This window comes from Billgrantia endophytica, assembly GCF_002879615.1.
Taxonomy (GTDB): Bacteria; Pseudomonadota; Gammaproteobacteria; order Pseudomonadales; family Halomonadaceae; genus Halomonas; species Halomonas endophytica.
In genome coordinates this window covers 72,225-98,240 of the sequence record NZ_PNRF01000050.1, presented here as the reverse complement: position 1 = coordinate 98,240, position 26,016 = coordinate 72,225, and the positions used below count along the sequence as shown (strand labels likewise).

The 26,016-nt window shown below is 51.7% G+C and carries 29 protein-coding genes and 1 pseudogene; 26 read left to right on the top strand and 4 right to left on the bottom strand.

The window, feature by feature from the left end; translation table 11 throughout:
- Positions 1 to 252 precede the first annotated feature (252 nt).
- A complete protein-coding gene (locus tag C1H69_RS23155; protein WP_102655742.1) occupies positions 253 to 834 on the bottom strand; it encodes a cupin domain-containing protein in 582 nt (193 codons plus the stop codon).
- A gap of 182 nt (positions 835 to 1,016) precedes the next feature.
- On the opposite strand from C1H69_RS23155, the gene mobA reads away from it, so the two are divergent.
- The 7 genes from mobA (at position 1,017) to C1H69_RS23120 (ending at position 6,179) form a co-directional block, all read left to right on the top strand.
- Entirely contained in the window at positions 1,017 to 1,622 is a 606-nt protein-coding gene (mobA, locus tag C1H69_RS23150) for a molybdenum cofactor guanylyltransferase MobA (RefSeq protein WP_102655741.1), read from the top strand.
- Positions 1,619 to 2,197, top strand: a complete 579-nt coding sequence (gene mobB, locus C1H69_RS23145) for a molybdopterin-guanine dinucleotide biosynthesis protein B (RefSeq protein WP_102655740.1) — start codon at positions 1,619 to 1,621, stop codon at positions 2,195 to 2,197. Before mobA ends, mobB begins: the two co-directional genes overlap by 4 nt.
- Positions 2,194 to 3,450 (top strand): molybdopterin molybdotransferase MoeA, encoded by a 1,257-nt coding sequence (gene moeA / locus C1H69_RS23140; protein WP_102655739.1) that lies wholly within the window; start codon positions 2,194 to 2,196, stop codon positions 3,448 to 3,450. The genes mobB and moeA overlap by 4 nt, the downstream gene beginning before the upstream one ends.
- A 10-nt stretch (positions 3,451 to 3,460) precedes the next feature.
- Complete coding sequence (moaC, locus tag C1H69_RS23135) at positions 3,461 to 4,270, top strand: cyclic pyranopterin monophosphate synthase MoaC (protein WP_102655738.1); 810 nt, start codon at positions 3,461 to 3,463, stop codon at positions 4,268 to 4,270.
- A gap of 2 nt (positions 4,271 to 4,272) precedes the next feature.
- The gene (gene moaE / locus C1H69_RS23130; RefSeq protein ID WP_422666920.1) at positions 4,273 to 4,755 is read left to right on the top strand and encodes a molybdopterin synthase catalytic subunit MoaE; all 483 of its coding nucleotides are present in this window, start codon (positions 4,273 to 4,275) and stop codon (positions 4,753 to 4,755) included.
- On the top strand, positions 4,739 to 5,737 hold the full coding sequence (gene moaA / locus C1H69_RS23125) for a GTP 3',8-cyclase MoaA (protein WP_422666919.1): 999 nt from the start codon (positions 4,739 to 4,741) through the stop codon (positions 5,735 to 5,737). Before moaE ends, moaA begins: the two co-directional genes overlap by 17 nt.
- 151 nt (positions 5,738 to 5,888) lie before the next feature.
- Positions 5,889 to 6,179 carry an H-NS family histone-like protein gene (locus C1H69_RS23120; RefSeq protein ID WP_102655736.1) on the top strand — a complete coding sequence of 97 codons (291 nt, stop codon included), beginning with the start codon at positions 5,889 to 5,891 and terminating at the stop codon, positions 6,177 to 6,179.
- Between the two features lie 67 nt (positions 6,180 to 6,246).
- Here the strand turns inward: C1H69_RS23120 and C1H69_RS23115 are convergent, their stop codons facing one another.
- Entirely contained in the window at positions 6,247 to 7,839 is a 1,593-nt protein-coding gene (locus tag C1H69_RS23115; RefSeq protein ID WP_102655735.1) for a ribonuclease J, read from the bottom strand.
- A gap of 252 nt (positions 7,840 to 8,091) precedes the next feature.
- Between C1H69_RS23115 and purU the strand changes: the two genes are divergently transcribed.
- Entirely contained in the window at positions 8,092 to 8,946 is an 855-nt protein-coding gene (purU, locus tag C1H69_RS23110) for a formyltetrahydrofolate deformylase (protein ID WP_102655734.1), read from the top strand.
- Between the two features lie 23 nt (positions 8,947 to 8,969).
- Positions 8,970 to 9,641 carry an energy-coupling factor ABC transporter permease gene (locus C1H69_RS23105; RefSeq protein ID WP_102655733.1) on the top strand — a complete coding sequence of 224 codons (672 nt, stop codon included), beginning with the start codon at positions 8,970 to 8,972 and terminating at the stop codon, positions 9,639 to 9,641.
- Between the two features lie 61 nt (positions 9,642 to 9,702).
- Here the strand turns inward: C1H69_RS23105 and dinB are convergent, their stop codons facing one another.
- Entirely contained in the window at positions 9,703 to 10,749 is a 1,047-nt protein-coding gene (gene dinB / locus C1H69_RS23100; protein ID WP_102655743.1) for a DNA polymerase IV, read from the bottom strand.
- Between the two features lie 55 nt (positions 10,750 to 10,804).
- On the bottom strand, positions 10,805 to 11,452 hold the full coding sequence (lexA, locus tag C1H69_RS23095) for a transcriptional repressor LexA (protein WP_102655732.1): 648 nt from the start codon (positions 11,450 to 11,452) through the stop codon (positions 10,805 to 10,807).
- Between the two features lie 201 nt (positions 11,453 to 11,653).
- Here lexA and C1H69_RS23085 point away from each other — a divergent pair, with 201 nt between their 5' ends.
- The 17 genes and pseudogenes from C1H69_RS23085 to C1H69_RS23040 all read left to right on the top strand — a co-directional run bounded on the left by C1H69_RS23085 (position 11,654) and on the right by C1H69_RS23040 (position 26,012).
- On the top strand, positions 11,654 to 12,319 hold the full coding sequence (locus C1H69_RS23085; RefSeq protein ID WP_102655730.1) for a TetR/AcrR family transcriptional regulator: 666 nt from the start codon (positions 11,654 to 11,656) through the stop codon (positions 12,317 to 12,319).
- Positions 12,320 to 12,321: 2 nt separating this feature from the next.
- On the top strand, positions 12,322 to 12,840 hold the full coding sequence (locus C1H69_RS23080; RefSeq protein WP_102655729.1) for a L,D-transpeptidase: 519 nt from the start codon (positions 12,322 to 12,324) through the stop codon (positions 12,838 to 12,840).
- Positions 12,841 to 12,985: 145 nt separating this feature from the next.
- Positions 12,986 to 13,999 (top strand): beta-N-acetylhexosaminidase, encoded by a 1,014-nt coding sequence (gene nagZ / locus C1H69_RS23075; protein WP_102655728.1) that lies wholly within the window; start codon positions 12,986 to 12,988, stop codon positions 13,997 to 13,999.
- A 47-nt stretch (positions 14,000 to 14,046) separates the two neighbouring features.
- Positions 14,047 to 14,427: pseudogene (locus C1H69_RS23070) on the top strand (phosphoribosyltransferase family protein); the annotation flags it as partial.
- Between the two features lie 40 nt (positions 14,428 to 14,467).
- Entirely contained in the window at positions 14,468 to 16,543 is a 2,076-nt protein-coding gene (locus C1H69_RS23065) for a recombinase family protein (protein ID WP_102655727.1), read from the top strand.
- Positions 16,544 to 16,695: 152 nt separating this feature from the next.
- Positions 16,696 to 17,565 (top strand): hypothetical protein, encoded by an 870-nt coding sequence (locus C1H69_RS23490; protein WP_133155041.1) that lies wholly within the window; start codon positions 16,696 to 16,698, stop codon positions 17,563 to 17,565.
- 322 nt (positions 17,566 to 17,887) lie between these two features.
- A complete protein-coding gene (locus C1H69_RS23485; RefSeq protein ID WP_133155040.1) occupies positions 17,888 to 18,226 on the top strand; it encodes a hypothetical protein in 339 nt (112 codons plus the stop codon).
- 10 nt (positions 18,227 to 18,236) lie between these two features.
- Positions 18,237 to 18,482 carry a hypothetical protein gene (locus tag C1H69_RS23060; RefSeq protein WP_102655726.1) on the top strand — a complete coding sequence of 82 codons (246 nt, stop codon included), beginning with the start codon at positions 18,237 to 18,239 and terminating at the stop codon, positions 18,480 to 18,482.
- Between the two features lie 342 nt (positions 18,483 to 18,824).
- Complete coding sequence (locus C1H69_RS23480) at positions 18,825 to 19,247, top strand: hypothetical protein (RefSeq protein ID WP_133155039.1); 423 nt, start codon at positions 18,825 to 18,827, stop codon at positions 19,245 to 19,247.
- 20 nt (positions 19,248 to 19,267) lie between these two features.
- Positions 19,268 to 19,798 carry a hypothetical protein gene (locus C1H69_RS23475; protein ID WP_133155038.1) on the top strand — a complete coding sequence of 177 codons (531 nt, stop codon included), beginning with the start codon at positions 19,268 to 19,270 and terminating at the stop codon, positions 19,796 to 19,798.
- Positions 19,799 to 19,865: 67 nt separating this feature from the next.
- The gene (locus C1H69_RS23470) at positions 19,866 to 21,503 is read left to right on the top strand and encodes a hypothetical protein (protein WP_133155037.1); all 1,638 of its coding nucleotides are present in this window, start codon (positions 19,866 to 19,868) and stop codon (positions 21,501 to 21,503) included.
- A 229-nt stretch (positions 21,504 to 21,732) separates the two neighbouring features.
- Positions 21,733 to 22,293 (top strand): hypothetical protein, encoded by a 561-nt coding sequence (locus C1H69_RS23465; protein ID WP_133155036.1) that lies wholly within the window; start codon positions 21,733 to 21,735, stop codon positions 22,291 to 22,293.
- Positions 22,294 to 22,412: 119 nt separating this feature from the next.
- Positions 22,413 to 24,017, top strand: coding sequence for a hypothetical protein (locus tag C1H69_RS23460; RefSeq protein ID WP_133155035.1), 1,605 nt, complete (start codon positions 22,413 to 22,415; stop codon positions 24,015 to 24,017).
- Positions 24,018 to 24,145: 128 nt separating this feature from the next.
- Positions 24,146 to 24,676, top strand: a complete 531-nt coding sequence (locus C1H69_RS23050) for a hypothetical protein (protein ID WP_133155034.1) — start codon at positions 24,146 to 24,148, stop codon at positions 24,674 to 24,676.
- 257 nt (positions 24,677 to 24,933) lie between these two features.
- Positions 24,934 to 25,356, top strand: a complete 423-nt coding sequence (locus C1H69_RS23045; RefSeq protein WP_102655723.1) for a hypothetical protein — start codon at positions 24,934 to 24,936, stop codon at positions 25,354 to 25,356.
- On the top strand, positions 25,337 to 25,753 hold the full coding sequence (locus C1H69_RS23455; protein WP_133155033.1) for a hypothetical protein: 417 nt from the start codon (positions 25,337 to 25,339) through the stop codon (positions 25,751 to 25,753). The genes C1H69_RS23045 and C1H69_RS23455 overlap by 20 nt, the downstream gene beginning before the upstream one ends.
- 1 nt (position 25,754) lies before the next feature.
- A complete protein-coding gene (locus tag C1H69_RS23040) occupies positions 25,755 to 26,012 on the top strand; it encodes a hypothetical protein (protein WP_102655722.1) in 258 nt (85 codons plus the stop codon).
- The last annotated feature ends 4 nt before the right edge of the window (positions 26,013 to 26,016 follow it).

The following is a 26,016-nucleotide window of genomic DNA, read 5'->3' as shown; positions in this document are numbered from 1 at the left end:
GCTGGCTCCAACAGCTGTGTATCTCTCCCTTGGTGGAAAATATCGCTGTTGGAGCGCCGCTTTGCGTCGCGACTGGCGCCGGTAGGCGCCTCGGCAGTGTCGCGAAGGCACGAGCCCCCCCTGTCGCGAGCTGAAGCTGGCTCCTACAGCTGTGTATCTCCCCTTGGTGGAAAATATCGCTGTTGGAGCGCTGGTCCCCATCGCGACTGGCGCCGGAGGCGCCTCCTGCATTTTCCACGTTGCCGAAGCCAGTCAGGCGTGGTGCAGTTCCTTGCCGCCTTCCGCGAAGGTGGGCGGCGAGTTGGCGCTGACGATGACACATTCCTCTTCGCCAATGTTGCGGAAGCGGTGGGGCAGGCGCGAGTCGAAATAATAGGCGTCGCCGGCGCTCAGTACCCGGGATTCACCGGCTACCGATATCTCGATCTCGCCCGAGACCACCACACCGCCTTCCTCGCCTTCATGCTCCAGCATGGTATCCCCCGTATCCGCTCCTGGTGGATATCGCTCGTGAATGATCGACATGCTGCGGTCGGACCGGCGAGCGGCTACCAGGCGCCAGGACAGATGGCCGTCTCCAATTTCAGTCAGTTCATTGGCCTGATAGAACGCGCGAGGTGGGGCGGGTTCATCGCCGGCAAAGAAAGCACTGATCGATACGGGCAGGGCGTCGAGGATTTTCTTGAGCGAGCTGACCGATGGGCTGACGCTGTTCTGTTCGATCAGTGAAATCGTGCTGTTGGTGACGCCTGCGCGCTTTGCCAGCTCACGCTGGGAAAGTTTTCTGGCCGTACGCAGTTCGCGCAGTCGAGTGCCTACGTTAAGTCCTTCCATCGTCAAAGTCCGTCGGGTCCGTTCGATTTGTTTGACACATGATACTCGCTGACGCCCTCATGTATAAGCGTTGTGGCTGACGCGCATCATGGCGATTGCCGGATCGGGGGGCTCATCATGGCACCCCGGCGCCGGCTGAGGCATCATGAGGGAAAGCCCGGATTCGACCAGCAGGAGCCGCAATGAACCCGCTAAACGATGTGACTGGCTTGATCCTGGCCGGTGGGCAGGGCCGTCGAATGGGTGGCCGCGACAAGGGACTGGAACCCTTCAACGGCCGCCCGCTGGTTGCCCATGTGCGTGATCGCCTGTCCGGAAGGGTCGCCACTCTATTGGTCAATGCCAACCGCCATCTGGATCGCTACCAGGATCTCGGCGACCGGGTCATCACCGATATCGAGGGTGATTTTCAGGGCCCGTTGATGGGGATCTACAGCGGGCTGAGTGCCGCCACCACGCCCTGGGTGCTGGTCGTGCCCTGTGACACGCCGACCCTGCCCGACGATTTGGTATCACGTCTCGTCGAGGGTATCGGCGGTGCCGATATCGCCGTGGCGGATGATGGGGAGCGCCTGCATCCCGTGGTGGCCCTGGTGCGTACCTCGCTGGTCGAGGACCTGCATGCTGCCCTGGTCAGCGGCGAGCGCAAGATCGATCGCTGGTATGCCCGGCATGCCTGGTGTCGTGTGGACTTCGGCGATTGCCCCCAGGCCTTCACCAACCTCAATACCGACGCTGACAAGACACGCCTCGAAGCACACCTGCGTGAGGAGACCCGCACACCATGAGTGCCCATGCCCCTCTTGGCTTCGATGATCGGCTGCCATTGCTGGGTATTGCGGCCTGGAGCGGCACCGGCAAGACCACGCTGCTGGAGCGATTGTTACCGGCGCTCGAGGGGCGAGGTTTGCGTACGGCAGTGATCAAGCATGCGCATCATGGCTTCGATGTGGATCAGCCGGGCAAGGATAGTCATCGCCTGCGGCAGGCGGGCGCCGCGCCGATGCTGGTGGCATCCCGGGCCCGGTGGGCACTGATGATGGAGACCCCGGGCCAGCGGGAAGCCGATCTGGCGCAGCTGGTCGAGATGGTGCGTCCGCTGTGGCCCGACCTGGTACTGGTCGAAGGCTTCAAGGCCTGGCCATTGCCGAAGCTGGAGCTCTACCGTGAGGAAGTCGGCAAGCCCCTGCGGGTGGCGGGCGATCCCTGGGTGAAAGCCGTCGCCAGCGTACCCGCGGTGGCCGTTCCAGAGGGGGTCGACTCCCTGCCACTCGACGACGTGGAAGCGATTGCCGACTGGGTGGCGGCCTGGCCTGCCCGCTGGCCAGCGGAGCAGCGGCCCCGAGGGGTGATCGGCCCATGAGTCTCTCCTGTTTCGACTTCGGCGAGCGCATGCTGACGGTGGAGGAGGCAAAGACGATCATTGCGGGCCTGGTTACGTCCACGATGACGAGTGAATGGCAACCGCTGGCAACCTTGCATGGACGGGTCCTGGCCGAGGCAATGACCTCCCCCATCGACGTGCCCCAGAACACCAACGCCGCCATGGACGGTATCGCCCTGGCCTGGCCGCAGGCTGATGCGCCACGCCCCGGTAGCTGGCCCCTGGTCGGGGAGGTGCTGGCCGGCCACCACCGTGATGCTCCGCTGCCGCCAGGCGAGTGCGTACGCATCACCACTGGGGCACCGCTGCCGTCCGGTGCCGATACGGTCATCATGCGCGAACAGCTCGAAGAACAGGAGGGTCGAATCCGAATCCTGCAAACCGAGTCGGTCAGGCGTGGACAGCACGTTCGTCTCGCCGGCGAGGACATCGCCCGTGGCGTCGTCGCGCTGGAAGCGGGTACCCGGCTGAAGGCCGCGGAGCTGGGGCTTCTGGCATCGCTGGGGGTGGCGGGTGCGCAGGTATACCGGCGTCCGCGAGTCGCCATCTTCTCGACCGGCGACGAGGTGACCGCCCCCGGCGAGCCGTTGCCGCCAGCGGGCATCTTCGATGCCAACCGCTTCACCTTGCGCGGCCTGGTCGCGGAGCATGGCGGCGAGGTCGAGGATATCGGTATCCTCCCTGACGATCGCGACGCTCTGGTGGCGGCGCTTGCCGCAGCGGCTGTCGATGCGGATCTGGTCATTACCAGCGGCGGTGTCTCGGTGGGAGAGGCGGATCAGGTGCGTGCCGCCCTTGACGAGGTGGGCGAGCTGGGCTTCTGGAAGATTGCGATTCGCCCCGGACGCCCAATGGCCTGCGGCCGCCTCGGGCCTCGAGGCACTCCCTTCTTTGGCTTGCCCGGGAACCCGGTGGCGGCCATGGTCACGTTTCTCCAGTTCGTGGCCCCGCTGCTGGCCAGGCTGCAGGGGCGCGGAGAGTGGCCTTGTCGCCGGCTCACTGCCCTGGCCGAGGCGGACCTGCCAAGCCGCTCGGGGCGCGTCGACTTCCTGCGAGGCGTGTTTTACAGCGATGCGCAGGGCCGGCTCCGGGTGCGCAGCACCGGCCGACAGGGCTCGGGTATTCTCTCTTCAATGGTGGCCGCCAATTGCCTGGTCGAGATCCCCTCCGACAGGAAGGGCATCGCTCGCGGCGAGGCCGTTTCCATCCAACCGTTTGCTGATATCGACTGAGGCTTCCTCTATGTCCCTGACCCATCTCAATCAACGCGGTGAAGCCCATATGGTGGACGTCGCCGACAAGCCGGAGAGCCGCCGGGAGGCGAGTGCGTCCGGTTATATCCAGATGAAGCCCGAGACCCTGGCGCTGCTCCGCGAAGGTGGCCTACCCAAGGGAGACGTGCTGGCAACGGCGAGAATCGCCGCCATCCAGGCTGCCAAGCGTACCCACGAACTGATTCCGCTTTGCCACGCCTTGGCCCTGTCGAAAGTGAGCGTCGATTTCCGCCTGGACGAGGCGGCATCCCGGGTCGAGGTCACGGCCTCCTGCCGACTCAATGGCCGTACCGGGGTCGAAATGGAAGCGCTGACGGCGGTCTCGGTGGCATGTCTGACCCTCTATGACATGTGCAAGGCAGTGGACAAGGACATGGAAATAGGCGGTGTTCATCTCGATACCAAGCGGGGTGGAAAATCGGGTGACTACAGCCGCGGCTCCATACCGGCACCGTCGCCCATCGTGACGGGAGAAGGGGTTGCCGGGCAGGTATCGATCGGGACGCGCTGCGATATCGCTTCACCCTGTGTTCGGGTCAAGTGCCTTGCCGAGCTGCGCGAGCGGCTCGGTGTCAGTGAGCTGGTTGTCCCCCTGGACAGTCTCGCCAGTACCGACGTGGGAGGGTTGAAGGCGGCACTGGTAGAGCGTGACGAACGTTTTGCGGGACTCTCGGAGGGCCGGGTGCTATGTGCCGTCAATCAGGTGATGGCGGTGGACGCTACCCCCATCACCCACGATGATGAGATTGCCTTCTTCCCACCGGTCACGGGAGGTTGATGATGCAGCGGTTACGTGAAATCCGGGTCCAGGAGCCACCTTTCGATGCCGGTATCGAGCAGGCGGCGCTCCTGGCGGGGCGTTCCGATATCGGCGCCGTGGTGAGCTTCACCGGCCTGGTCCGAGACTTCAACGAGCAGCCCGATGTCACCGCGCTGACCCTCGAGCACTACCCGGGCATGACGGAAGCGGCCCTGGACGATATCGTGACGCAGGCCGAGGCTCGCTGGCCGCTACAGGGCGCGCGTGTCATCCATCGGGTTGGACGAATGACCCCGGGAGACCCTATCGTACTGGTAGTGGTGGCCAGCGCGCATCGTCGCGCGGCCTTCGAGGCCTGTGATTTCATCATGGACTACCTCAAGACACGGGCCCCCTTCTGGAAGAAAGAGCACAGTGCCAATGGCGACTATTGGGTCGCCGAGCGTGAGTCGGACCACAAGGATGCCAGCCGCTGGGAGAGCGATGATGACGATAGCCCCTGAGCTGATGGACGATTTCGGAAGACGGGTGCGTTACGTGCGTATTTCCGTGACGGACCGTTGTGACTTTCGCTGCGTCTACTGCATGAGTGAAGAGATGACCTTCCTGCCCCGCGCCCAGGTATTGACCCTGGAAGAGCTGGGCACGGTGGCTCGCGCGTTCATCGAAATGGGGGTGGAGAAAGTTCGCCTGACCGGTGGCGAGCCTTTGGTCAGGCGGGACATCGACCACCTGGTCGCCGAGATCGGGAGCATGCCCGGGCTCAAGGATTTCGCCATGACCACGAACGGTGCCGGTCTGGTGAAACATGCGAAACGCCTGCGTGAGGCGGGTCTGGGGCGGCTCAATATCAGCCTCGATACCCTGGACCCGGAACGCTTCCGCCAGTTGACCCGTACCGGCGAGCTGGGGCGGGTGCTGGATGGCCTGCGTGCCGCTCGCGAAGCGGGGTTTGATCGTATCAAGCTCAACGCCGTGATCCTGAAGGGTCGCAACGACGATGAAGTGGTCGATCTGGTGGCGTTCGCCAGGGCCGAGGGCGTGGATATCAGCTTTATCGAAGAGATGCCCCTGGGTGACGTATCGGACCATTCCCGGGCGGAAACCTTCTGTTCCAGCGATGACGTACAGGCTCTGATCGAGCGTCAATATGCCCTGATACCCACGACCGAAACCACCCTGGGGCCGTCCCGTTATTTCCGCATGGCCGACAGTGACAGCCGGGTCGGTTTCATCTCGCCTCACAGTCACAATTTCTGTTCGACCTGCAATCGTGTCCGGGTCACTGTCGAAGGGCGCTTACTGCTGTGCCTGGGGAATGAACATTCGGTCGATCTACGTGCCGTAATGCGTCGTTATCCTGGCGATCTCGATGCGCTGAAAAAGGCCATCGTCGAGGCCATGCCTCTCAAGCCGGAGCGGCACCATTTCACCACCGATGGCAATGTTCAGGTGGTTCGCTTCATGAACATGACGGGCGGTTAACGAGAAGAGCATTCCGCTTTCCTTGCCCATGATTGTTCAAAAAGCCTGTCAGGCTCCCTCTTGCTTTTCTTGCCTATTTACCATCAAGGCATATACTTTTGACGAGCAAGCCATTCAGCTTGCCCGTCGCAATCATGCATGGAGGAGGCCAATGTCCAGTGAAACCTTGGAGCGTATCGCCCGTAACAAGAACGTGGCTCGTGCTGCGGCCCGCCAACTGAGTATGGAGCAGCTGCACAAGCTCTTGGACGTCATTGGCGAGGTCATCGAACAGAAAAAAGAAGAAGACAAGCTCCGTGAGCAGGAGGAAGCGGACAAGGAAAGGAAGTTGGCCGAGATTCGTGAAGCCATGAGCGACGCCGGTCTCTCCGTGGAAGATCTCGTCGGTGAGCCACCGCGTCGTCGTCGCGGTCGGCCACCGAAAAATGCCAGTGGCTCGTGAACGGGAATACCTTGTCATTGCAGGGGCGAACCGATAGGTCTCGCCCCTGCCACTTCAATTTGCCACATCATTCCCGATCATCGAATGTCGGCGACTCCATTGCCAATAGCTGAAGGTGAACATCCGGCAATTGGCGCAAATGTTCTGCCAGCCAGGCGATGATCAATGGCTGCAGTGCAATGCGTAGCTGTGCCAGTGTCTCGGCCTCCAGTCCTTCCAGCCGCTCGTCCAGCCATTCCGCGAAGGCATCCTCATCCAGCGCACTGACCCGATGGGCATCCAGCATCAGCCGGCCGATTCGTACCCAGCCGCTGCCGGTGGACGCGATCGGCAAGGCGAGATGGAGGATGCCATGGCGAGAAGAGCCCCGTTCGGCGGCAAGCCCCGGCAACGGCGTGACGGCATTCTGGCTGACGATGCAGGGATTCTGGGGGTGGCGCGCCTCGAGGGTGAGCCCATCCCCGTCGAGCCGGACAAGGTCGCCATTGACTGGCGCCAACGGTGCATCGATCCCCATCGATTCGGCCAGTTCCCGATGGGCCCGCTGATGGTAGGCCTCCCCATGCACTGGCAGCAGATGGCGAGGCTTGGTCCAGCCATAGAGGATACGCAGCTCATCCTGGGCCGGATGGCCGGATGCATGTAGTTCGGGGTGATTGAATTCATCCCATAGGGTGACGTTCAAGCGTTTCAGGGCCCGCTTCAGCCGTTCGATCTGGGGTTCGTTGCCCGGTATCGCCTTGGTCGAGAAGATGACGGTGTCCTCCGCCAACAGCTCGAGGCTGGGATGTCGGCCGTTGGCGAGTCGACTCAGCGCCGCGCGCGGTTCGCCCTGGCTGCCGGTGGCGATCACCAGCACTTCCTCCGGGGGCAGGTACCCCAGGTCCCGCACCGGCACCAGGGGAGGCATGTCGCCCAGATAACCCAGCCCGCGGGCCACTCCCACCATTCGCTCCATGGCGCGACCCATCAGGCTGACCCGGCGGCCGCAGCTTTCGGCAGCCAGTGCGATGGCCAGAACCCTGGCCAGGTTGCTGGCGAAGCAGGTCACGACCACACGCCCGGAGCACTGGCCCAGCCTGTGCTCCAGGGCCCTGGCCACCTCTCCCTCGCTACGGGAGTGCCCAGGCAGGGGAGCGTTGGTCGAGTCCCCCACCACCAGGTCCACGGGTGCCAGGGCGCGGAACAGGGCCCCTTTCACCGGCGGGCCGATCAGTGGTTCGGGGTCGAGTTTCCAGTCACCGGTGTGCAGTACACGATACTCCCCGGCGGCGATGAGCAGGGCACAGCTTTCGGGTATGGAGTGGGTCAAGGGGAGATAGCGCAGGGTGAAGGGACCCGCTTCCAGCGCTTCACCTGGTTCGATTACCTGAATCGCATCGGTCGCGAGCCCTCGCTCGGTGAACTTGGCGCGCAGCAGGCCGGCGGCCAGCGGCGTGGCGTGAACGGGACACTGCCATCTGGGCCAGAGCCAGGCCACGGCGCCGATGTGATCCTCATGCCCATGGGTGATGATCAAGGCGGAAGGGGAGATGCCGAGCGCCTCGGGGGTTTCCAGGCTGGGTACCTGCAACGGGCTGTCCGGCAGGTCCTGCCGGATCATCATTCCACAATCGACGGCAATCCATTCGTCATCGTGGCCATACAACCCCAGATTCATGCCGATCTCACCGCACCCCCCCAGTGGCAGGAAGTAAAGCGGCGTGCGGCGGCGAGGACGAATCGTGACGCGGGGTGCAGGCATCGGCTTGCGTGATCCAGGTAATGGAGTCTTCTTCACTATACGGGATGGGCGCGACCCTTAACAATGCGATGCCCCCGGTGCGATTCAAGGTTTTCACGTGTTCTGGCGCCTGCGAGTTCGCTACACTGTGCGCACTCCGATTCACGCTTGGCTCCTTGATGGCTACCTATGTCCCATTACTATCGTCTCGTCGTTTCCTGTCCTGATCGCCGCGGTATCGTGGCGCGTGTTTCCGGCTTCATTGCCGGTCATGGCGGCTCCATTACCGAAGCCAGTCAACACTCCGATCTCGAAGCGGGGCGGTTCTTCATGCGCTACGAGATTCTGGCCGACTCCATCGGTATGTCGTCCGATGAGCTGAGAGAGGCTTTCGCGCCCGTGGCAAGGGAATTCGACATGGAGTGGGCCTTGCGTGACACCCGGCGACGCCCCAGAGTGGTCGTCTTGGTATCCAGGGAATCCCACTGCCTGGTGGACCTGCTTTATCGCTGGACCGCTGGCGAGATGGAGGGCGATATCGTGGGTGTCATCTCCAATCACGACGACATGCGCGGTCTGGTGGAATGGCATGATCTACCTTATTTTCACGTCCCGGTCGCCGCGGACGGCAAGGAGGCGGCCTTTGGCGAGGTGGAACGACGGGTGGAGGAGCTGGCCGCCGATACGGTTGTGCTGGCCCGCTACATGCAAATACTGCCTCCCGCCTTGTGCCAGCGCTATGCGGGGCGGGTCATCAATATCCATCATAGCTTTCTGCCCTCCTTCGCGGGCGCGCGCCCCTATCATCAAGCCTATGCCAGGGGCGTGAAGCTGATCGGAGCCACCTGTCACTACGTGACGGAAGAACTCGACGCCGGGCCGATCATCGAACAGGATATCCACCGGGTCAGCCACTGCCATACGCCCGGTGAACTGGTGCGCTTTGGTCGGGATGTCGAAAAGGCCGTGCTGGCTCGCGGCTTGCGCTGGCACCTCGAGGACCGCGTGCTGATCCATGGCAACAAGACCGTCGTCTTTGCCTGAGCCATGTGTCAACGAGGCAAGCCATGTCATTTTCCGAGACCGTACTCGCCCCCTGGCTATTGAGCCTGGCTGCCCTGGTCTCACTGGGGATGGTGGGGCTTGCCCTTCTCCAGCGGCCATGGGAAATACTCCTGGCGGATCGCGGCCTGCAGCACCGCTGGCTGGCGGCTACCGTGGCCGTGGTGTTGTTCTGGCAGCTTCGCGCCCAGGCGATAGACTGGCTGACGATGCATCTCCTGTTCACGGCCTTGATGACCCTCGTCTTCAAGGCGCCTCTGGCCCTGCTCACCAATGTTGCCGCCAACCTCTCCCTGGTCCTGCTCGGCAAGGCCACCTGGCCCTTGCTGGGTGTCAATGTCCTGGTGACGGGGGTGGTACCGACGCTGATCATGGTCGTGGTCTGGCGGCTGGTGGACCGGCGCCTGCCCGACAACCTGATGCTCTTTCTCTTCCTGTGCGGTTTCTTCGGCGCGGCGCTTGCCACCCTGGGGGCGGGGCTGGCTGCCGTTGGGCTGGTCATGCTCGGGGCGACCGATCCCGAGGTGATCCATCAGTCACGCGAATACGCCCGGTTCCTGCCGCTGCTGATGCCCTCGGAAGCCTTCATTACCGGCATGCTGTTGAGCATCCTGATGGTCTACCATCCGGGTTGGGTGGCGACCTTCAACGATCATCGCTACATCGACACCAAATAAGGAGGCCCGGCTGAGTGAACCGTCCAACTATTGGGGGGCAGTCACACCTGACGGGCCTGCCTCAGAGCGGCAGCACGAGCTGGCGTCGGGCCTCCTCCGATACCAGTCTGACGCCGACTCCCAGCAGCCGTACGGGGCGTTCCCGCCTTGCCCAGGCCTGTTCCAGCAAGGTGGAAAACGTCTCGCTGGTCAGCGCGCCGCCACGTCCTTCCATCGTGGTAAGGCTGAAATCGTTGAAGCGCACCTTGACGAACAGGCCCGCTACCGGCGGGTGCCCATGCCGGGCCAGGCGTGCCTGGAGGCGTTCGCAGAGTGGCGCCAGCTCTTGCCGGCAGTGGGGGAGGGCCGGCAGGTCAGTGGCAAAGGTCGTCTCGACGCTGACGGACTTTCGTTCACGCTCCACGCGGACAGGCCTCTCGTCGATGCCACGGGCGAGTTCGAAGAGCCGGCGGCCGAACTTGCCGAATTCCTCGATCAGCCGCTCCTGGGGCAGACGCTGGAGATCATCGCACGTGGCGATCTCGAGGGCATGAAGCCGCCTGGCGGTCGCGGGGCCGACGCCATGGAGCTTGGTGACCGGTAGCGCCTGCAGAAAGGAATCGACCTTTGCCGGAGAAATTACCGTGAGGCCATTCGGCTTTTCCCAGTCGCTGGCAATCTTGGCCAGGAACTTGCTCGGTGCGGCACCGACGGAGACGGTAATACCGACCCGGCGTTGGCACTCCTCCTTCAGCCAGCGTGCCATCCAGGTAGCGCTGCCCGAAAAGCGCGTCACATCGGTGACGTCGAGAAAGGCTTCATCCAGTGACAGGGGCTCCACCAACGGCGTCAGCTCATGAAAGATGCCAAGCAGCTGCTTCGATGCGTCGCGATAGCGGTCGAAATCGCCGGGCATCAAGGTAAGGTGAGGGCAAAGGCGAAGGGCGCGGGCCGTCGGCATGGCGGAATGGATGCCATAGGCCCGAGCGGGGTAGTTGCAGGTGGCGATGACGCCGCGCCCTTCGGGAGAGCCGCCGATGGCCAGCGGGATCTCGCGCAGCGCGGGGTTGTCGCGCATTTCCACCGCGGCGTAGAAGCAGTCGCAATCGGCATGCAGGATCTTGCGCACATGGCTCATGGGGGATCTGCCGGCGTACTGGGAAACTGGCTGAACGCAGACGGCGTCAGCCCAAAGCCTGGCCGCTGCCGCCACGGATGACTCCCACCCCGATGCCCTCTATCTCGAGCGCCTGGTGGCGAAGGTCCACGACGATGGCCGGAAAGTCGTCGTTCTCCGCTTCGAGAGTCACGTGATGACCGTTGCGATGGAAGCGCTTGACGGTGACTTCATCGTCAAGGCGGGCCACGACGATCTGGCCGTCACGAACCCGCTCGGTACGGTGTACCGCCAGCAGATCGCCTTCCAGAATGCCGATGTCCTTCATGGAGAGTCCGCGCACCTTCAGCAGGTAGTCGGCACGAGGCGTGAAGAATTCCGGGGGCAGGGGGCAGTAGCGGTCGATGTGCTCGGCCGCCAGGATGGGGCTTCCTGCCGCCACCTCGCCGATGATGGGCAGGCCTTCCGCGGCCGGTTCTCCGGCCATCGTTTCGGCTTCCTGGGCCGGCAGGCGTATACCCCGGGATGTGCCGCGGATGACCCGGATGGCACCTTTTCGCTCCAGAGCCCGCAGGTGCTCTTCCGCGGCATTCGGCGAACGAAAGCCCAGCGCCCGGGCAATTTCCGCTCGGGTCGGTGGGTAGCCGAACTCGCTCATGGTCTTGACGATGAAGTCATAGACATTCTGCTGACGCGAGGTAAGGGGGCGAGTCATGTGACCTCCGATGGGTGCCAGGCGGTATTGTTCAAGTATACAGCATGGAAGTCTATCCAGTAAAAGCGGATATGCGAGCCGATCTTGCCGGCCCCCTTCGCCGTTTTAAACAGAGGGGTATCGATCGGGATTGAGCAAGAAGCCGTGATGGCGTAGACTTTTGTAATGTTTAAAACAGGCGTTTCCAGCGGAACCAGGACCATGGCTCAGACCGATACCGTTACACGCATTCTCGATACCGCCGAAGTGCTGTTCGCTGAGCGGGGTTTCGCCGAAACTTCCCTGCGCACCATTACCAGCAAGGCCAGGGTCAACCTGGCGGCGGTGAACTACCACTTCGGCTCCAAGAAGGCTCTGATTCAGGCAGTCTTTTCCCGTTACCTGGACCCCTTTACGATACGCTTCCATCACGCCCTCGACGAGCTCGAAGCCCGCCACGCGGGCAGCGTCATCCCCCTGGAAGCGCTGCTGGAAACGATGGCCAGGACCGTGCTGGAAGTGCCCGCGGAACGCCATAGCCTGAAGGTTTTCATGAAACTGCTGGGATTGGCCTATAGTCAGGCCCAGGGTCACCTGCGTCGCTACATCCAGGAAGAGTATGGCAGTGCCTTCACCCGATTCACCGACCTGGTACGGCTCGCCACGCCGGAACTGCCGGACGCCGAGCGCTTCTGGCGCCTGCATTTCGTGCTGGGTACCGTGATTTTCACCTTGTCGGGCCTGGATGCGCTTCGCGATATCGCCGAAAAGGATTATCAGGAGCACGTCTCGGTGCGTGATCTGATCCGTCGCCTGCGTCCGGTTGTCGTGGCCGCCATGAATGCTCCGCTGCCGCCGCCCGCGGTGTCGAGGGCCGAGGCCAGCTGATCATGCGTACGCCTCGTTTGTCCGAGCTGCCTCCAGGGGCGGCCACCTGGCTCGAAGTGGATGTGAAACGCCAATGCCTGATCCAGTGGCAGGGAATCAGGCCACTTGCCGAATGGCCGGTATCCACGGCACTGGCCGGGGTCGGCCAGCAGGAGGGGAGTGGCCGTACCCCGCTGGGGTGGCACTATATTCGTGCCGCCATTGGCGAGGGGTTGCCGGCCGGGACCGTCTTTCGCGGTCGTCGGCCCACCGGTGAATGCTTCACGCCCGAGCTTGCCGCCGCCCACCCCCGACGCGACTGGATACTCACCCGAATCCTCTGGTTGTGTGGCCTGGAGCCGGGCCATAACCGGGGAGGGAAGGTGGATTCCCAGCGACGCTTCATCTATCTGCATGGCACGCCACCCGACCAGCCCATGGGGGTTCCGCGCTCCCATGGCTGCATTCGACTGCGGGACGAGGCGCTGCTCGAACTCTTCTCACTGGCCCTGCCCGGCACGCCGGTCTGGCTCCACGACTGATACCCGGGTTCGCCAGCACCGGCCACCGATCCGCCATGTCGGCTTGATGTCGCCCGGGGTTACCCTTCACTCGCACTCGATGAGCTGTCACCGGGCAACACTTTGGTCTAGAATCACCCCCCTTCCTCGCCCCAAGGAAACCGACATGACGCAGACCCTCGGCCCGGTGATGCTGGACCTGGAAGGCACGCGACTCAGTGCCGACGAGCGCAAGCTATTGCTGCGTCCCGAGGTGGGCGGTGTGATCCTTTTCGCCCGCAATCTCGAGGACGCCCAGCAGGTACGCGGACTCTGCGATGCTATCCGTCGCCTTCGCCCCCAACTCCTGCTGGCCATCGACCAGGAAGGCGGGCGGGTTCAGCGGATGCGTCACGGGGTGACCAGGCTGCCCTCCATGGGCCGTATCGGCCGCGATTACCAGACGTCCCCCGAGGTCACCTTGCGACTCTGCCTGGATACCGGCTGGCTGCTGGGGATGGAAATGGCGGCCTGCGGACTGGACCTCACCTTCGCCCCCGTACTCGATGTCGACGCAGGGATATCCAGCGTGATCGGCGACCGCAGCTTCTCCAGCGACCCGGTGGCGGTGACCGCCTTGGCTGGCGCCTTCGTCAGCGGCCTGCACGAAGCGGGCATGGCCGCCGTAGGCAAGCACTTCCCCGGCCACGGAGGGGTGGCGGCAGACTCGCATCTCGAACTCCCCATCGATGAGCGCTCGCTCGACACGCTGCGTCGACATGACTTGATCCCCTTTACCGAGCTGGCCACGCGGCTTGACGGTGTGATGCCGGCCCATGTGGTCTATCCCGCCTTCGATGCCCGTCCGGCCGGTTTCTCGACCAGTTGGTTGGGGATGCTGCGCGAGTCCCTTGGCTTCAAGGGCACGATCTTTTCCGATGACCTTGGCATGGTGGGGGCCGGTTTTGCCGGAACGCCGGGCGAGCGTGCCCAGGCCGCCCTCAACGCCGGCTGCGACATGGTACTGGTCTGCAACGACCGTGCCGCTGCCCTCGAAGTGCTCGATGCCTGTCAGGGGCGCTCCATCCGGCCCGCTTCCCGTCTTCGCTATGGCCGTGCCCGTCCCGAGTTGGACTCCCTCGGGGCATTGGGCCGTTGGCGTCGGGTACATGCCCGGCTCGAGGCCATGGCCAGCGACTGAGCTGCCTCTTCGCTTTTCCGCTTATCTTGCCGATACGAGTGTCATCCATGCCGAAACTCGAGCCCGATTTCCATCAATCCCTGGCCACCATGCGTGACGTCATGGAAACCGCTGACTGCCTGATCACACAAGAGGAAGTCGAGGTCGCCCTGGATCGCATGGCCGAACAGATCACCGCCGACCTCGGTGACAAGCTGCCGGTCTTCTACTGTGTGATGAACGGCGGACTGATCACCACGGGTCATCTGCTGACCCGCCTGGGGTTTCCCCTCGAGGTCGATTACCTGCACGCCACGCGTTACCGCGGCGGCATTCGTGGTGGCGAGCTGTTCTGGCGCGTCTCGCCGGAAGTGCCCATGGCCGGTCGGCACGTGGTCATCGTGGATGACATGATGTGTGGAAACGGATACACAACCAATGCAGTGATATAGACTGCAATCCGCTTTCAGTCGCAGGAAGTACAGAAAAATGTCAAATAAACCAAGAGCTTATCTATATATAAGGTGGTCATCTCTTAAACAAAATAACGGCGATTCCCGCCGAAGGCAGGAGATGGGGGTTAAGGAGTTCACCGAACGTACAGGGGTGGACATAACCCAAACCTTCACTGATGAAGCTATGTCTAGTCACCACGGACAGAATGCGAAAGAAGGTGACTTAAAGAAGATACTGGATATGGTCGAAAACGGAATCATTCGCAGTGGCGATTTTATCGTTTCAGAAAATGTGGACCGTATTTCGAGGCAAGGAGTGCTTGATACAACACTCGATATCGTGGGTAAAATCCTTAGAGCAGGTGTTCGTTTATACACCACGAATGACCATAAAATTTATGATTATAATGGAGTTGGCGAAGGCATAGGGGACTGGCTTACTCTTCAGATCTTGATGGAGAGAGCCTATCAGGAGAGTAAGCTGAAATCTGACCGTCTGAAAGCGGTTTGGAACCACAAGCGAGAAACGGTTTTAGAGAAAAAAGCGAAAGGTAAGTTTCTCACTTCAGCCGTACCCGTTTGGCTAGAAGTGAGAAAAGATGAGAATGGTAATCAATACTTTCATGTCAAAGAAGATATCGTAGCAGATATAAAAACCCTTCTTGAGCTTTTGAAGACAAGAGGCTACCGAGCTTCATTAAGAGTGTTTAACGAGAAATACCGTAAAAGCGACTTTCATTTTAGAGAGGTATATCTATCTAAACTACTTACAGATGGAAGGCTATACGGGAATCTCACACTTAAAGAAATCTATCACGGTGCTGACAGTAAGAAAAAGCACCGTATTCTTGAAGTGATAGAAAACTACTACCCAAAGGTAGTGGATTTTGGTGTAGTAGAAGAAGCTCGCCTTGCTGTTAAGAATCGTGACTTCACAATGAGCGGGCAATATGTTTCAGGTTCAATAGAAAATATCTTCAAGCACATTTTGAAGTGTGGTGCCTGCGGTGGTGCATTAAGCATTAAGACCAATACCAAATATTACAAAGGGAAGCCTCATAAGGTTTACTATTATCTTGAATGCAAAAATCACAGGATCGGTTCTTGCTTTCAGAGGAATATAAACCTATCAGCATTTGAAAATGCCTTTATACAGTATTTCGAGCTTTTCAAGATGGAACATATCTTGAATGAAAGTTTAGATACCGAGGTTCTAGAAACTGAAAAGCAGTTCTATGACATAAAAGAAGAATATTTTAAAATAAATAATGAGCAGAACAGTATAGAAGCAATGTTTGAAAACTATGTCTCTCAAGGAGTGGATATACCTGAGTCATTTAAAGATAAATCCATAGATGTTGGTAAGAGACTTCAAGTTAAGAAAAAGGAAATGGAGACGATAGAAGGAGATCTTGCCTTCAAAAAACAGCAGAGCCAGAAGAAATACTCTCTTGAAGATGTGAAGGGAGCATTAGAAGACAGCGAGAAGCGATTAGCACTCAACCACTACTTGAAGGCACAAAAGATAAAAATATATACAAGAGTTATCGGTGATCTTGTTTTTGTTGTTTTCGATAATATCAAAAGCAACCCATTCTATCAGTATTACGAAGATATTGATGAAGTGATACTTTCTGGTCATGACAACTTTGCAGTATCTCATGCTAAATTCTTCATCAAAAATCAAGAAATAGATGCTTTCAAGGAAGAGTTAGATGATGCCCCTGATTTAGATAAAGAGTTTGAGCGGTTGCAGTATGAGCATAAGATAACGAAGAAATTTGTATCAAATGTTGTGGATCATTATAAGGCTCAGCTAAAGAAGTGCAAGCAGGTCGTATATATCTATAACAAAGAAATAAATAAAAATACGGATGAATATAAAGAAAGGCTAGGTAGGCTCTTCAAAGACCCGCTTTTTGAAGCTCAGAGATACTACATCGAGTTTCTAGAGAACTTCGATGAAAGAACAGGCTGTGATAATCTCATTGAGATTAAAAAGAAACTGGATTCAGTAAATATATACTCCATTTGCGACCAAGTATATAAAGAAATGGAGGCTGAAATACAAAGCTATCATCAAGAGCTTTCTGATACTACTACAAGTTAAAATACAGGTGGTGTGAGACTAGAATTCGCACCACCTAAGCTTTTACTTCTTTTTGATAACAATTTTTTTATGAAGTCAATATCAACTAAATAAGACTTTCCATATAAAATGTGATATAATCATATTAAATAATAAAACAAGGAGAGTTAATCATGAAAAAAACAATACTATCTACACTATTGGCATCAATGGTAATAACTGGCACTGCTGTTGCGAATCCAGAGATACCTAACTACAAGCCTTCTACTGAGAATCAAGTTGGAAGGAATGTTGATCACAATAACGGGGATACCTATGTAGACCCTGAAAATTTCAAGTCATTGTCGTTAGCAGAAGCACAGCTAAGGTCATTAGAGAGATATGAAAGCGATATAGGCGAGCATCTAGGTCATGTAATTATCTATGGTAATCAGCTAACGAATGTAAACGAATTTATTGAAACCAGAATGATACATGGAAACCTAACCCTTCATGACAACCCTCTACAGCACATAAGAGGCTTTCAGAGCCTAGAAAGGATTGGTGGTGGCTTACAGCTATATAATACGAGAATCCAGCGAGAGAGCCTTGATGGCTTCCTGAGCCTAAAGTTTATTGGTGGTGACATTCTCATGGGGGAAAGCACCTTCAAGAGAAACGAAACAGTTAACATAAGAGGTTTCAGGAACCTAGAAACTGTTGGAAACGACTTCCGTTTATCAGGAATCAAAATTGAAAGTCTAAGCCCATTAAGCAATTTGTCTTCAGTTGGAAACTATTTTGACCTAAGCAACACTGGTATTAAAGATGTTAGTGGTTTGCAAAGGTTAAGATATGTAAGCGATATGAATCTATCAGGAAACCCCTTAATGGATATTAGTGGACTCCATAGGCTAGAAGTTGAAGGTCATATCCTAATTGACAAGCAAGCAGCCAATAACCCTAATTTCAGAGGTCTAAGACCTTCTGCCAAACTATGCCAACCAGGAATGGCTAAGCATTTCCATCCCGATGGAGCTACACAAGATGACGTATGTGGTTAATACACCAGTGAGTTTAAAAAAGTTGAGCATTTGCTCAACTTTTTTATTCGCTCTTTGAGCTAGGGTATTGAAGAAAGAATTATGGTTTGAAGCAAAGAAAGTTCAAGACACCAATACAACCAGATATTCGACCTTCAATAACTAAGCGAAGCAATAAAATCAGTTAAAAAAATATCAATAAATTTAATCTTTTTTCCAGAAAAGTCATTCTTCTAGTAAAACAGCAGGGTATAAAAAATGCACTAAAACTTGACTTAGTGTTCGGACTGTGATATAATATATAGATATTAAGAGATAAGAATAAAAATAATAAGGGGGCAGTATGAAAACAAGAATCGGATTAGCTATAGGAGTGTTAGTTTTTGGTGGTCTAGCGGTTGCAGGATATGAAGAGCAAACACCAGAAGCATACTGCAACAGCAATTTTTCAGACACTTCGTTAGTGATGGAATTGAGACAAGAGAGTATTGATAGCAAGAAGAATGTTGTTGAGATTATATCAAGTTCTCATTATGGCGGTGATAGAGAGATAGTTAGGAAGATAGTTGAGAAAGCATTTAATGTTCCATACTCTCCCGACCATACAGTTAAAGCTAGAGAAGTTTCAAATTTCAAAGATGCAGGGATGAAGATTTGCTTACAACACAAGAACAATAAATAAGGAGAGCATCATGTTATTATTAAATAAGGATATTGAATTAACAGTTGATTTTGATGGCAACTTTACAAGAGAAGCACTAAGACATTTAGAGAATGCTAAGTTGGTCTATATAGAAGCAGGAAGTGTTTACTTTTATTCGCAGAAGCATGATGCCTACATTTACTCTTCCAGTATCCACATAAATACAGTTGATGAAGTGGTTATGGAAGTATTGGAAAGAATTTTAGAACACGAAAATAAGGAAAAAGTCTTTTAAGACTAGGAGGATAGAAAAATGAAAATTAACAAAATAATTACTGAAATCAAAGATTGGGCGATCATCGGTTTATACTTTGTCCCTTTCTTTGCATTCGCATACCTTATTTCAAAGATTGTTTAAATAATAGGAGAAATGATATGAAAATTTTTAGAGGTTTGTTTGAAGCGGTCGTTATTCTTGGCTTGGTTACTGGCCCTATCTGGATGACTGCTTTATCTATGTTCTTGTTTCTGTAAGGGCATTTTAAGTTTTACCACTATCTCATTGATCGCAACTGAGATATATAAAGGTATATTGTGATATAATAATAAAGAATAACAATAACAGGGAGAGTTTTAAATGAATATAAAGAAGGTGATTAAGACTGTGATGCTTTCTTCTCCAATGAGAGGAATATATGGAGCTATCTTATTGATAGCAATAATCTTATTACTCTCTCTTGCGATTAGAAGCTTAACGGGTGGTAGCACCATTGTTGAAGACAATTCAAAGAGCCATATCGTTGATGATTGCTATGACAGTATTGTATTTTCAGATTATGGTGATAGAAATATAGTGGCTGTATTGGATAGGAATATACAAGATCAAAGGTTGAGTTTTGTTGAGAGTAATATTGACTTCAATGAAGTAACACAAAACGAGAATATCGTTATTATGAATGGAATTGAAAAGGTGAATACCTTTATATTTCCTGAAAGCTGTGAGCCTGAAGTGGTTGTTATCAATCAAGGTGAAGTAAATATATTAAGTAAAACACAATAAAAACAAAGGAGAAAGATTTTATGGAAGACAAGAAAAGAGAGGTTTTTTATGTAGAAGGAGTAGGAAGGATTAACAGCATTGAAGAAATGGCTGAAAAATCAGGAAACTCTATTGAATATATATTGATGCAGAGAGGTAAGGGAGCTACTGACGAACAAATTTTCAACAGGAACTCACCTGAGTTTTTTAAGTGTCATGGAGTAACGTATTTAAATTCTAGCGATTTTATTAAAAAGAACAAAATTAAACAAAGAAGAAGTGGTGTATTTCATAAGCTAAGAAAAGGAGCTAGTTTAGAAGAAGTTCTAGAATATGAAAGAAGTGGTAAAATACCAAATTACTACATTGCTAATAGATCTGGAAGAAAAGTTGTTCTAGAGGGAGTCGAATACGAGAGTATTCAGGCGGGCTATGATGCATATATAGACGATCCTAGAGTAACGGCTTCATACACAAATATAAAACAAAGAATAATAGAGTATGGTTGGGATGATGAAAGAGCCTTCTTTACAGAAACTAGAACACACACCACTAGATATCAAAATCCTTAACTCAATAACTAAGGGGTTAGTGAGTGGTCATATGATATAATGGAATGAAAAACAAGGAGAGTTTTAAATGATAATAAAAAAGAAAAAAGTGAGAGAGGTTGATAAACCTTTAACTCAAAACGTATCGGAGATATTTAAAAAGAATATTCTGGTGGTGTCACTGTTGGCAACAGGCTTTGCACCAACAGTTCAGGCATACGAGCAAGGAAAGCAGTCAGGAAGCCTTTCTACATCGCCTATGAATACCCAGCCCCTCAGTGTGGCTCCATTGAGCTCTGCCCCTGTAGAGAATCTAACAAGAAGGTCTGCTATTGAAAGGACAGACTCTCTAAATCGATCTCAGCAACCCGTTCTTATTGAACAAATGGATAGGAACCTTGCCGAACAAATACAAAGCACAGGTTTGATAGACATGGAGGAATTGCTTTCAAGAGGGATAGCTAGTTACAACGACGACAGAAGTGTTATGTCTCTGAATGTCGCTAGTAAACATGCGAGCAGTAATGCTTTCATTCAGATGGTTCAGGCACAGTCTCTAGTAATATCAGCATTTGACCCTTCCAATGATGTAGGAACAATAATCCTTGTTGAAAGCCAAAGACATTCTGACGGCTCAGCAACACTTACTATGAGACACATAAGCCCGAGATACTTTGATCGCATTTCAGATGGAGGGAGCTTAACTGATACCCAATACCAAACGATGATTGATGTGCTTGGAGATAACCCGGCAAGCGGGAATAGGACAGGTGGCAGGTTCGATCACAGCTTTACACGTATCACAGCCAATGGCTTAATGACTCTTTCGGGCTTGGTTATGCAACGAAACGGAGGAACCCTAGGTCTTCATACAAACTATAATCCAGATGTTAGAACGTGGGAAACAACATCAGGTAATGCTTTTAGGAAGAAAACGACAACCCATATAGCAGTAGACCTTCATCCAGACTGGATGATGTTGGTTCCAAAAGGGCAGGTCGAGGGTGGTGTTCATCCTATGTTCACCATAGATCATGACGGCGAAACTATTCTAGTAAACGGTGGTGTCACAGCACTATCAGTTGCTGACTTTGCTTCATCGTTTCCGCTTGATGAATTTGAGATATTTTATGATTCCATGACGAAAACATCATGGACAGGTTTATCACTAGTGTTGGTGACATTCGTTGTAGCTTTTGCAACAGCAGGTGCAGGTGCTTTTGCTGGAGCATATTATGGTGGTTTAACTGTTACTCAAGTAGCAGCTATTTCCGCAGGTGTAGTTGCTGGTGTGAGTGCTGCTTCTGGCACGTTGAATGAAGGTGTTACTACAAGCTTAGGTAATATACCTGCTGTAACTAATACCAACCCTGCAAAAGCACATAGCGAGTTTGGTGACAGATGGCAAGAAGAAGCTAGAAGCATCAACCTTGAAGGTCCTACAAGTTCTAGATACAGAGCTTCAGGTCAATACAATCAGAGAATTATAGATGATTGGCACCACCTTATTGATCCTACATATACCTGGCATGATGGCTCCCATTCATTTGAATATAGACAACCTGATCTCAAGGTTCAATCAAGGCCAGATCAAGATAGGATGTTTGATAATCCCCATGATAATCCAAATTATCACAGGAATGTATGTAGAAATTCCTTTGGCCTGGTTGCTGGCATGATATGTAGAGGATGGACCAGACAACCGCCCCAAGGCGGAGAGGCATAAATATTAAAATGGGGGCTATATAGCCCTCATTTTTTGGTTATTGATGAGGAAATAATAGGGTTTTATCTTGTCTCTATAGTTTTTTTTCAATTCAAAGCAAGTAATACTTCTTTATTACTGACATTTGTTGTAAAAAAAGGATAAAAAATTATAGAAATAAATGGACTTTACGTATAAACTGTGATATAATCATAGCATATTAAAAGATTAAACAACCAAGGAGTTAATTATGAAAACTACAACAATCAAAATGGTATTTGCAATAGTGTCACTAGCTGTTCTTTCTGGCTGTGCATCCATGGGACCATCTGCAACAGGTGTTTCAGAGTCCACTTACAGAGCAGATAAACACGTTTCAGCACAACATAAACTACATGGCAACGTTTCAGTTAAAACTGAAGGTTTTTTAAATACATCTAGAAATCCTCATTCAAGTAGATCAACGGCTAATCTTGATAATAGTGATGCCAAAAAGGCTATCGAGAAATCATTATCAAGTGCAAATCTTTTAGCTTCTTCGGGGGGCGAATACACACTTACTGCTGAAATGAAAGATCCTGACCTTGCTGGTGTCCTTATTGGAAGCAATAGGGTGTCGAAAAGAAATATTGTAATTAAATATTTCTTAAAAGATAAGGGAGGCTCTACAATCTATAGTAACGTCATAACAGGAAGTGGTGATAGGGATGCTCCAAGAATGGGTAATATTTGGAAGCAACAGAAAATAACTTCTGAAATCGCATATCAAGATAGCTTCAGGCAGTTAATCGAAGATCTTAAAGGGCTTTAAGAACATGGACTATAACCGCCTATATGTATAGGCGGTTTTTGCCATCAATCATGCGGCTCTAAATAATGATATAATAGTAAATCAAGGATGATAAAACAATAACAAAGGAGAAATACGTTATGAAACAAAAAACAAAAATAGTATCTGCTTCAGCTATGGTGGCTTCAATTTTGCTACCAACAATAGCTCAAGCGGGGATTCCTATTACCAGACAGACCCAAGATATGATATTCATGTATGACAATGGGGATACGGTAAGAGCTTATTCTAGAATGATTGCTTCTATGGACACCAATATAGGGAGTATTGAAAATGTAGAAAAAGAGCTTGGTGGTGATGTGTTGAGAACAACAACAAGCCATTTCTCCTGTCCTGCACCTTATAATAGATACAAGAGTCAAGACCAGTGGCTTTTCCCTAATCAAAGGTATGCAAGGCAGTGGATAGGAAGCTGTTTTGATCGCAATACAGTGTTCAATATTGAGGTGGATTTAGCGATTGCTATGGAGCATGAGCAGGCGACAAGGGGGGTATATCAATTTAGGGATACTGTAGAAATTAGAAATTTGTCGTCTCCAACAGGAACAGAAGAAAGACAGATTTACTATACGATTCAACTTGATAAAAACACTTACCCAGGGCAGGGAAACAAGTTAGGTGTGGCATTAAGTCCTTCTGAATACACTACAAACCTTTATGTAGTCTACGAAAACACTAACACTGTTGATCTTCTTGACGATATTGTAAGCTCGCCAAATGCTGGTGATTTAGTCGTTTATGAAATGGATGGTCAAACCCCTGAAACATCTTCGCTAACTGAATTAGAAAGGTTTCAGAACGATAGCTTTGATACTTTTCGTTTAGACGAGCCTTCTGAGTATTTCCTATACGATACGGAAGGTGTTAAGAATGTTCTAGGATATGCAAGCCTACTAAGAGAGCAGTATAATCCTGATGTGATGGTTGTTGACTACAATAACCCAATAAATTTTAGAGAATGTGCAGTAGCTCCTGATGGTTCTTGCTTACCTGAATCACACTCTGATCCAGATCCATACTTCAAACCTATGGTTGATATTTACACTACAGATAGAACCTTCTATAGAAATGTCTGCACTGGCGACGGTGTTACCTACACTCAAAATAATAGACTAGAAGCGGAAGTTGAAGGCTATATAGAAAGATACATCATCAATGAACAGAGCAATATCAGTGATGATATGAGTGATGAAGACCTTCTTGCTCTCAATAGAATGGCACCTTACAAAATGAATAGTTTTGGACAAGTGACTGAAGACTTCTTTGGTTCTCACTCAGGCTTCCCATATGGCTTGAATATTTCAGCATTTGACGACCATGTGACTGAGTTTCTAGGTAAGAGGTCATCTTCACCTAATAACACTCTATCGCCATTCTGCACAGGTCCAGGAACCTACGAGGATGAAAATTGCTATGATAGATGGAATAACCTACACCACGACCACTATATCAAGCCACTCCCCGAGGTAGAGGATATCAGCATAGTAGATGTGAAGTATGAAGAGAGAGTTATGGTTTCACCAGCTACAACAGAAACCGACAGCAATGGTAACGAGGTTGCAGTTCCAGCGGAATACGAATGGCAAGAGAAGTCTAGCTGTGATATCGGAGGAACAAGAACCTATAATGTTAATGAATTTTGCTCTCAATCTGATATCAACTGCACAGGTGTTATTAGGCAGTAAGTCTAACAAAATAAGAACGGTTTAAAAGAGCAATCAAAAGATTGCTCTTTTTTTATAAAAAACTGTAGTTTGCAAATTTTACCATTTGCGATATAATAGACACATACTCTCTAATAAAAGTAAGCATTATGCCTGATAGCAATAAGTCGCCTATTATTATATATGGTAAGCGGTATTCTAGTATTTCTGAAGCTATCGAAAAATTAAAGCCTGATGTTCCTGAAGTCACTATACGAGCAAGAAAGAGGTATAAATGGACACCAGAAGAAATGTTTGGATTCGAGAAGCGAGACAAAAGAAAGGAGAAGAGTGAAACGAAGCAGAAACGACAGCGAATTTTTCAAGATGAAGAAATTGTCGTCAACGGAGTTAAATACAATTCAATAAGGGAAGCTTGCGACGACTACGATATCAAGCCCGCTGTTGTTTACAACAGGCTCAGCCAGAACAAGAAAAAACCACTAAACAAGCAATGGACTATCGAAACAGCTATCACAACCCCTGTAATGGATCGGTCTGTTGTCGTCAATGGAGTGAAATACCGCTCAGCTAACGATGCCTTCAAAAAAATAGGCAAAGTCTCATTCACGACCTACCAAGGCAGGAGAGAGTTAGGGAAAAGGCTAGAGGTATGCCTAGGTCTTGAAGATGATGACTAGCTAGCTTGAATCGCCCTGAGAAGCCCCGTAAGGGGTTTTTTTATGTCTAGAAGCCCTATCCCCCAGGGTCAGGAAGGAAACCCCCTGAGAAACCCGCATAGAGCCTAGATACCACACTCAATATTTAACAACCAGATATTCCACGTTCAATAACTAAGCGAAGCGATATAGCTCTTGGATTTAATAAATAATAAATATTTAAATTGATTTTCCGTATAAACTGTGATATAATTATACAGTTTTAAGGGAGAAATAATATGAGTTTAAGAAATACATTAAGGAACAGCTTCAATAACAACAATAGTTTTAAAATTGAAATATCGAAAGATGGTGACGAACTGATAGGTTTCATCGTATCTTTCAATAATCGTGGCAAATCCATAAAACACGAAGGGGCTATGGTTAAAGAATGGCTTGATATACAAAGTTTCAGCAATAAATATTTTTATGCAGTTGAGTATATGAAGAGACAGACATTTCTTTATGAAATGTTTGAGAGCATAGTTCACACGGTAATTAGTGACATTTCAGTTGATGAAAGAGCCGAGGCACTTCATTTGTATGAAGACCATGAGGGTAGTCTTTATGTAGATGAAGGTATCACCTTTATCTGTGAGTATGTTTTTGATTATCTAACAACAATAATAGGAGAAACTAACAATGACAAAAAGAAAATTTGAGAACAAGGTTAAGAAAGAAGTTGAAGCCATACATTTAAACGAAGTGGCTTTTTTTAACTTGAATATACTAGATATTGAGCCTATCGAGAGTTGTAATAACGACGGCGAAGCTATGGTTCAGATAAACCTACATACAGGGAATTCAGTGCAAAGCTCAATACTAACACTCCTATATTCCAAAAAGGTTAGTAAAAAAGAGGAAAAGCTTAATGTTGGCATATTCCTTGAGAGCCAATCAGTATCGAGACTAATCAAAACTTTCAGGTCTTTTCTTTCAAGTGATGTTGTGAGCAATAAAGACTATGCAGATGTTGTTGATACCACGATAGCAAAACACTTGCTAGCTCTATATAAAGATAAAAAGAAAGAATATACAGCTAATCCAATAGGAGTTTAATATGAATTCAAAGAGAAAGCTTCAATTGCTTGAAAGAGATATTGGCTATATGGAAAAGACGTTAGTTAATGACTATGTTTCGTTGAAGTCAAAAATGTTGCTGACAAAGAAAGAAAAAGAGGTGACTAGAGAGTATCAAGAGGTAGAAGAGATTATAAAATCTATGATACCGCAGTCAGCACAGTATATTGATACTCTCACCTACTGGAATATCGGCATAGATGATATAGATGACCCGATAGACTTCAGTGAATGCTGATAAT

Coding starts and splice junctions, on each gene's coding strand:
- C1H69_RS23085 (WP_102655730.1), top strand. CDS start 11,654: ATGGCTCAGACCGATACCGTTACACGCATTCTCGATACCGCCGAAGTG.
- C1H69_RS23155 (WP_102655742.1), bottom strand. CDS start 834: ATGGAAGGACTTAACGTAGGCACTCGACTGCGCGAACTGCGTACGGCC.
- C1H69_RS23080 (WP_102655729.1), top strand. CDS start 12,322: ATGCGTACGCCTCGTTTGTCCGAGCTGCCTCCAGGGGCGGCCACCTGG.
- moeA (WP_102655739.1), top strand. CDS start 2,194: ATGAGTCTCTCCTGTTTCGACTTCGGCGAGCGCATGCTGACGGTGGAG.
- C1H69_RS23115 (WP_102655735.1), bottom strand. CDS start 7,839: ATGAATCTGGGGTTGTATGGCCACGATGACGAATGGATTGCCGTCGAT.
- C1H69_RS23455 (WP_133155033.1), top strand. CDS start 25,337: ATGACAAAAAGAAAATTTGAGAACAAGGTTAAGAAAGAAGTTGAAGCC.
- C1H69_RS23485 (WP_133155040.1), top strand. CDS start 17,888: ATGAAAACAAGAATCGGATTAGCTATAGGAGTGTTAGTTTTTGGTGGT.
- C1H69_RS23040 (WP_102655722.1), top strand. CDS start 25,755: ATGAATTCAAAGAGAAAGCTTCAATTGCTTGAAAGAGATATTGGCTAT.
- C1H69_RS23065 (WP_102655727.1), top strand. CDS start 14,468: ATGTCAAATAAACCAAGAGCTTATCTATATATAAGGTGGTCATCTCTT.
- mobB (WP_102655740.1), top strand. CDS start 1,619: ATGAGTGCCCATGCCCCTCTTGGCTTCGATGATCGGCTGCCATTGCTG.
- C1H69_RS23060 (WP_102655726.1), top strand. CDS start 18,237: ATGTTATTATTAAATAAGGATATTGAATTAACAGTTGATTTTGATGGC.
- mobA (WP_102655741.1), top strand. CDS start 1,017: ATGAACCCGCTAAACGATGTGACTGGCTTGATCCTGGCCGGTGGGCAG.
- moaC (WP_102655738.1), top strand. CDS start 3,461: ATGTCCCTGACCCATCTCAATCAACGCGGTGAAGCCCATATGGTGGAC.
- C1H69_RS23460 (WP_133155035.1), top strand. CDS start 22,413: ATGAAACAAAAAACAAAAATAGTATCTGCTTCAGCTATGGTGGCTTCA.
- C1H69_RS23045 (WP_102655723.1), top strand. CDS start 24,934: ATGAGTTTAAGAAATACATTAAGGAACAGCTTCAATAACAACAATAGT.
- C1H69_RS23470 (WP_133155037.1), top strand. CDS start 19,866: ATGATAATAAAAAAGAAAAAAGTGAGAGAGGTTGATAAACCTTTAACT.
- moaA (WP_422666919.1), top strand. CDS start 4,739: ATGACGATAGCCCCTGAGCTGATGGACGATTTCGGAAGACGGGTGCGT.
- moaE (WP_422666920.1), top strand. CDS start 4,273: ATGCAGCGGTTACGTGAAATCCGGGTCCAGGAGCCACCTTTCGATGCC.
- nagZ (WP_102655728.1), top strand. CDS start 12,986: ATGACGCAGACCCTCGGCCCGGTGATGCTGGACCTGGAAGGCACGCGA.
- C1H69_RS23120 (WP_102655736.1), top strand. CDS start 5,889: ATGTCCAGTGAAACCTTGGAGCGTATCGCCCGTAACAAGAACGTGGCT.
- lexA (WP_102655732.1), bottom strand. CDS start 11,452: ATGACTCGCCCCCTTACCTCGCGTCAGCAGAATGTCTATGACTTCATC.
- purU (WP_102655734.1), top strand. CDS start 8,092: ATGTCCCATTACTATCGTCTCGTCGTTTCCTGTCCTGATCGCCGCGGT.
- C1H69_RS23475 (WP_133155038.1), top strand. CDS start 19,268: ATGGAAGACAAGAAAAGAGAGGTTTTTTATGTAGAAGGAGTAGGAAGG.
- C1H69_RS23465 (WP_133155036.1), top strand. CDS start 21,733: ATGAAAACTACAACAATCAAAATGGTATTTGCAATAGTGTCACTAGCT.
- C1H69_RS23050 (WP_133155034.1), top strand. CDS start 24,146: ATGCCTGATAGCAATAAGTCGCCTATTATTATATATGGTAAGCGGTAT.
- C1H69_RS23490 (WP_133155041.1), top strand. CDS start 16,696: ATGAAAAAAACAATACTATCTACACTATTGGCATCAATGGTAATAACT.
- C1H69_RS23105 (WP_102655733.1), top strand. CDS start 8,970: ATGTCATTTTCCGAGACCGTACTCGCCCCCTGGCTATTGAGCCTGGCT.
- C1H69_RS23480 (WP_133155039.1), top strand. CDS start 18,825: ATGAATATAAAGAAGGTGATTAAGACTGTGATGCTTTCTTCTCCAATG.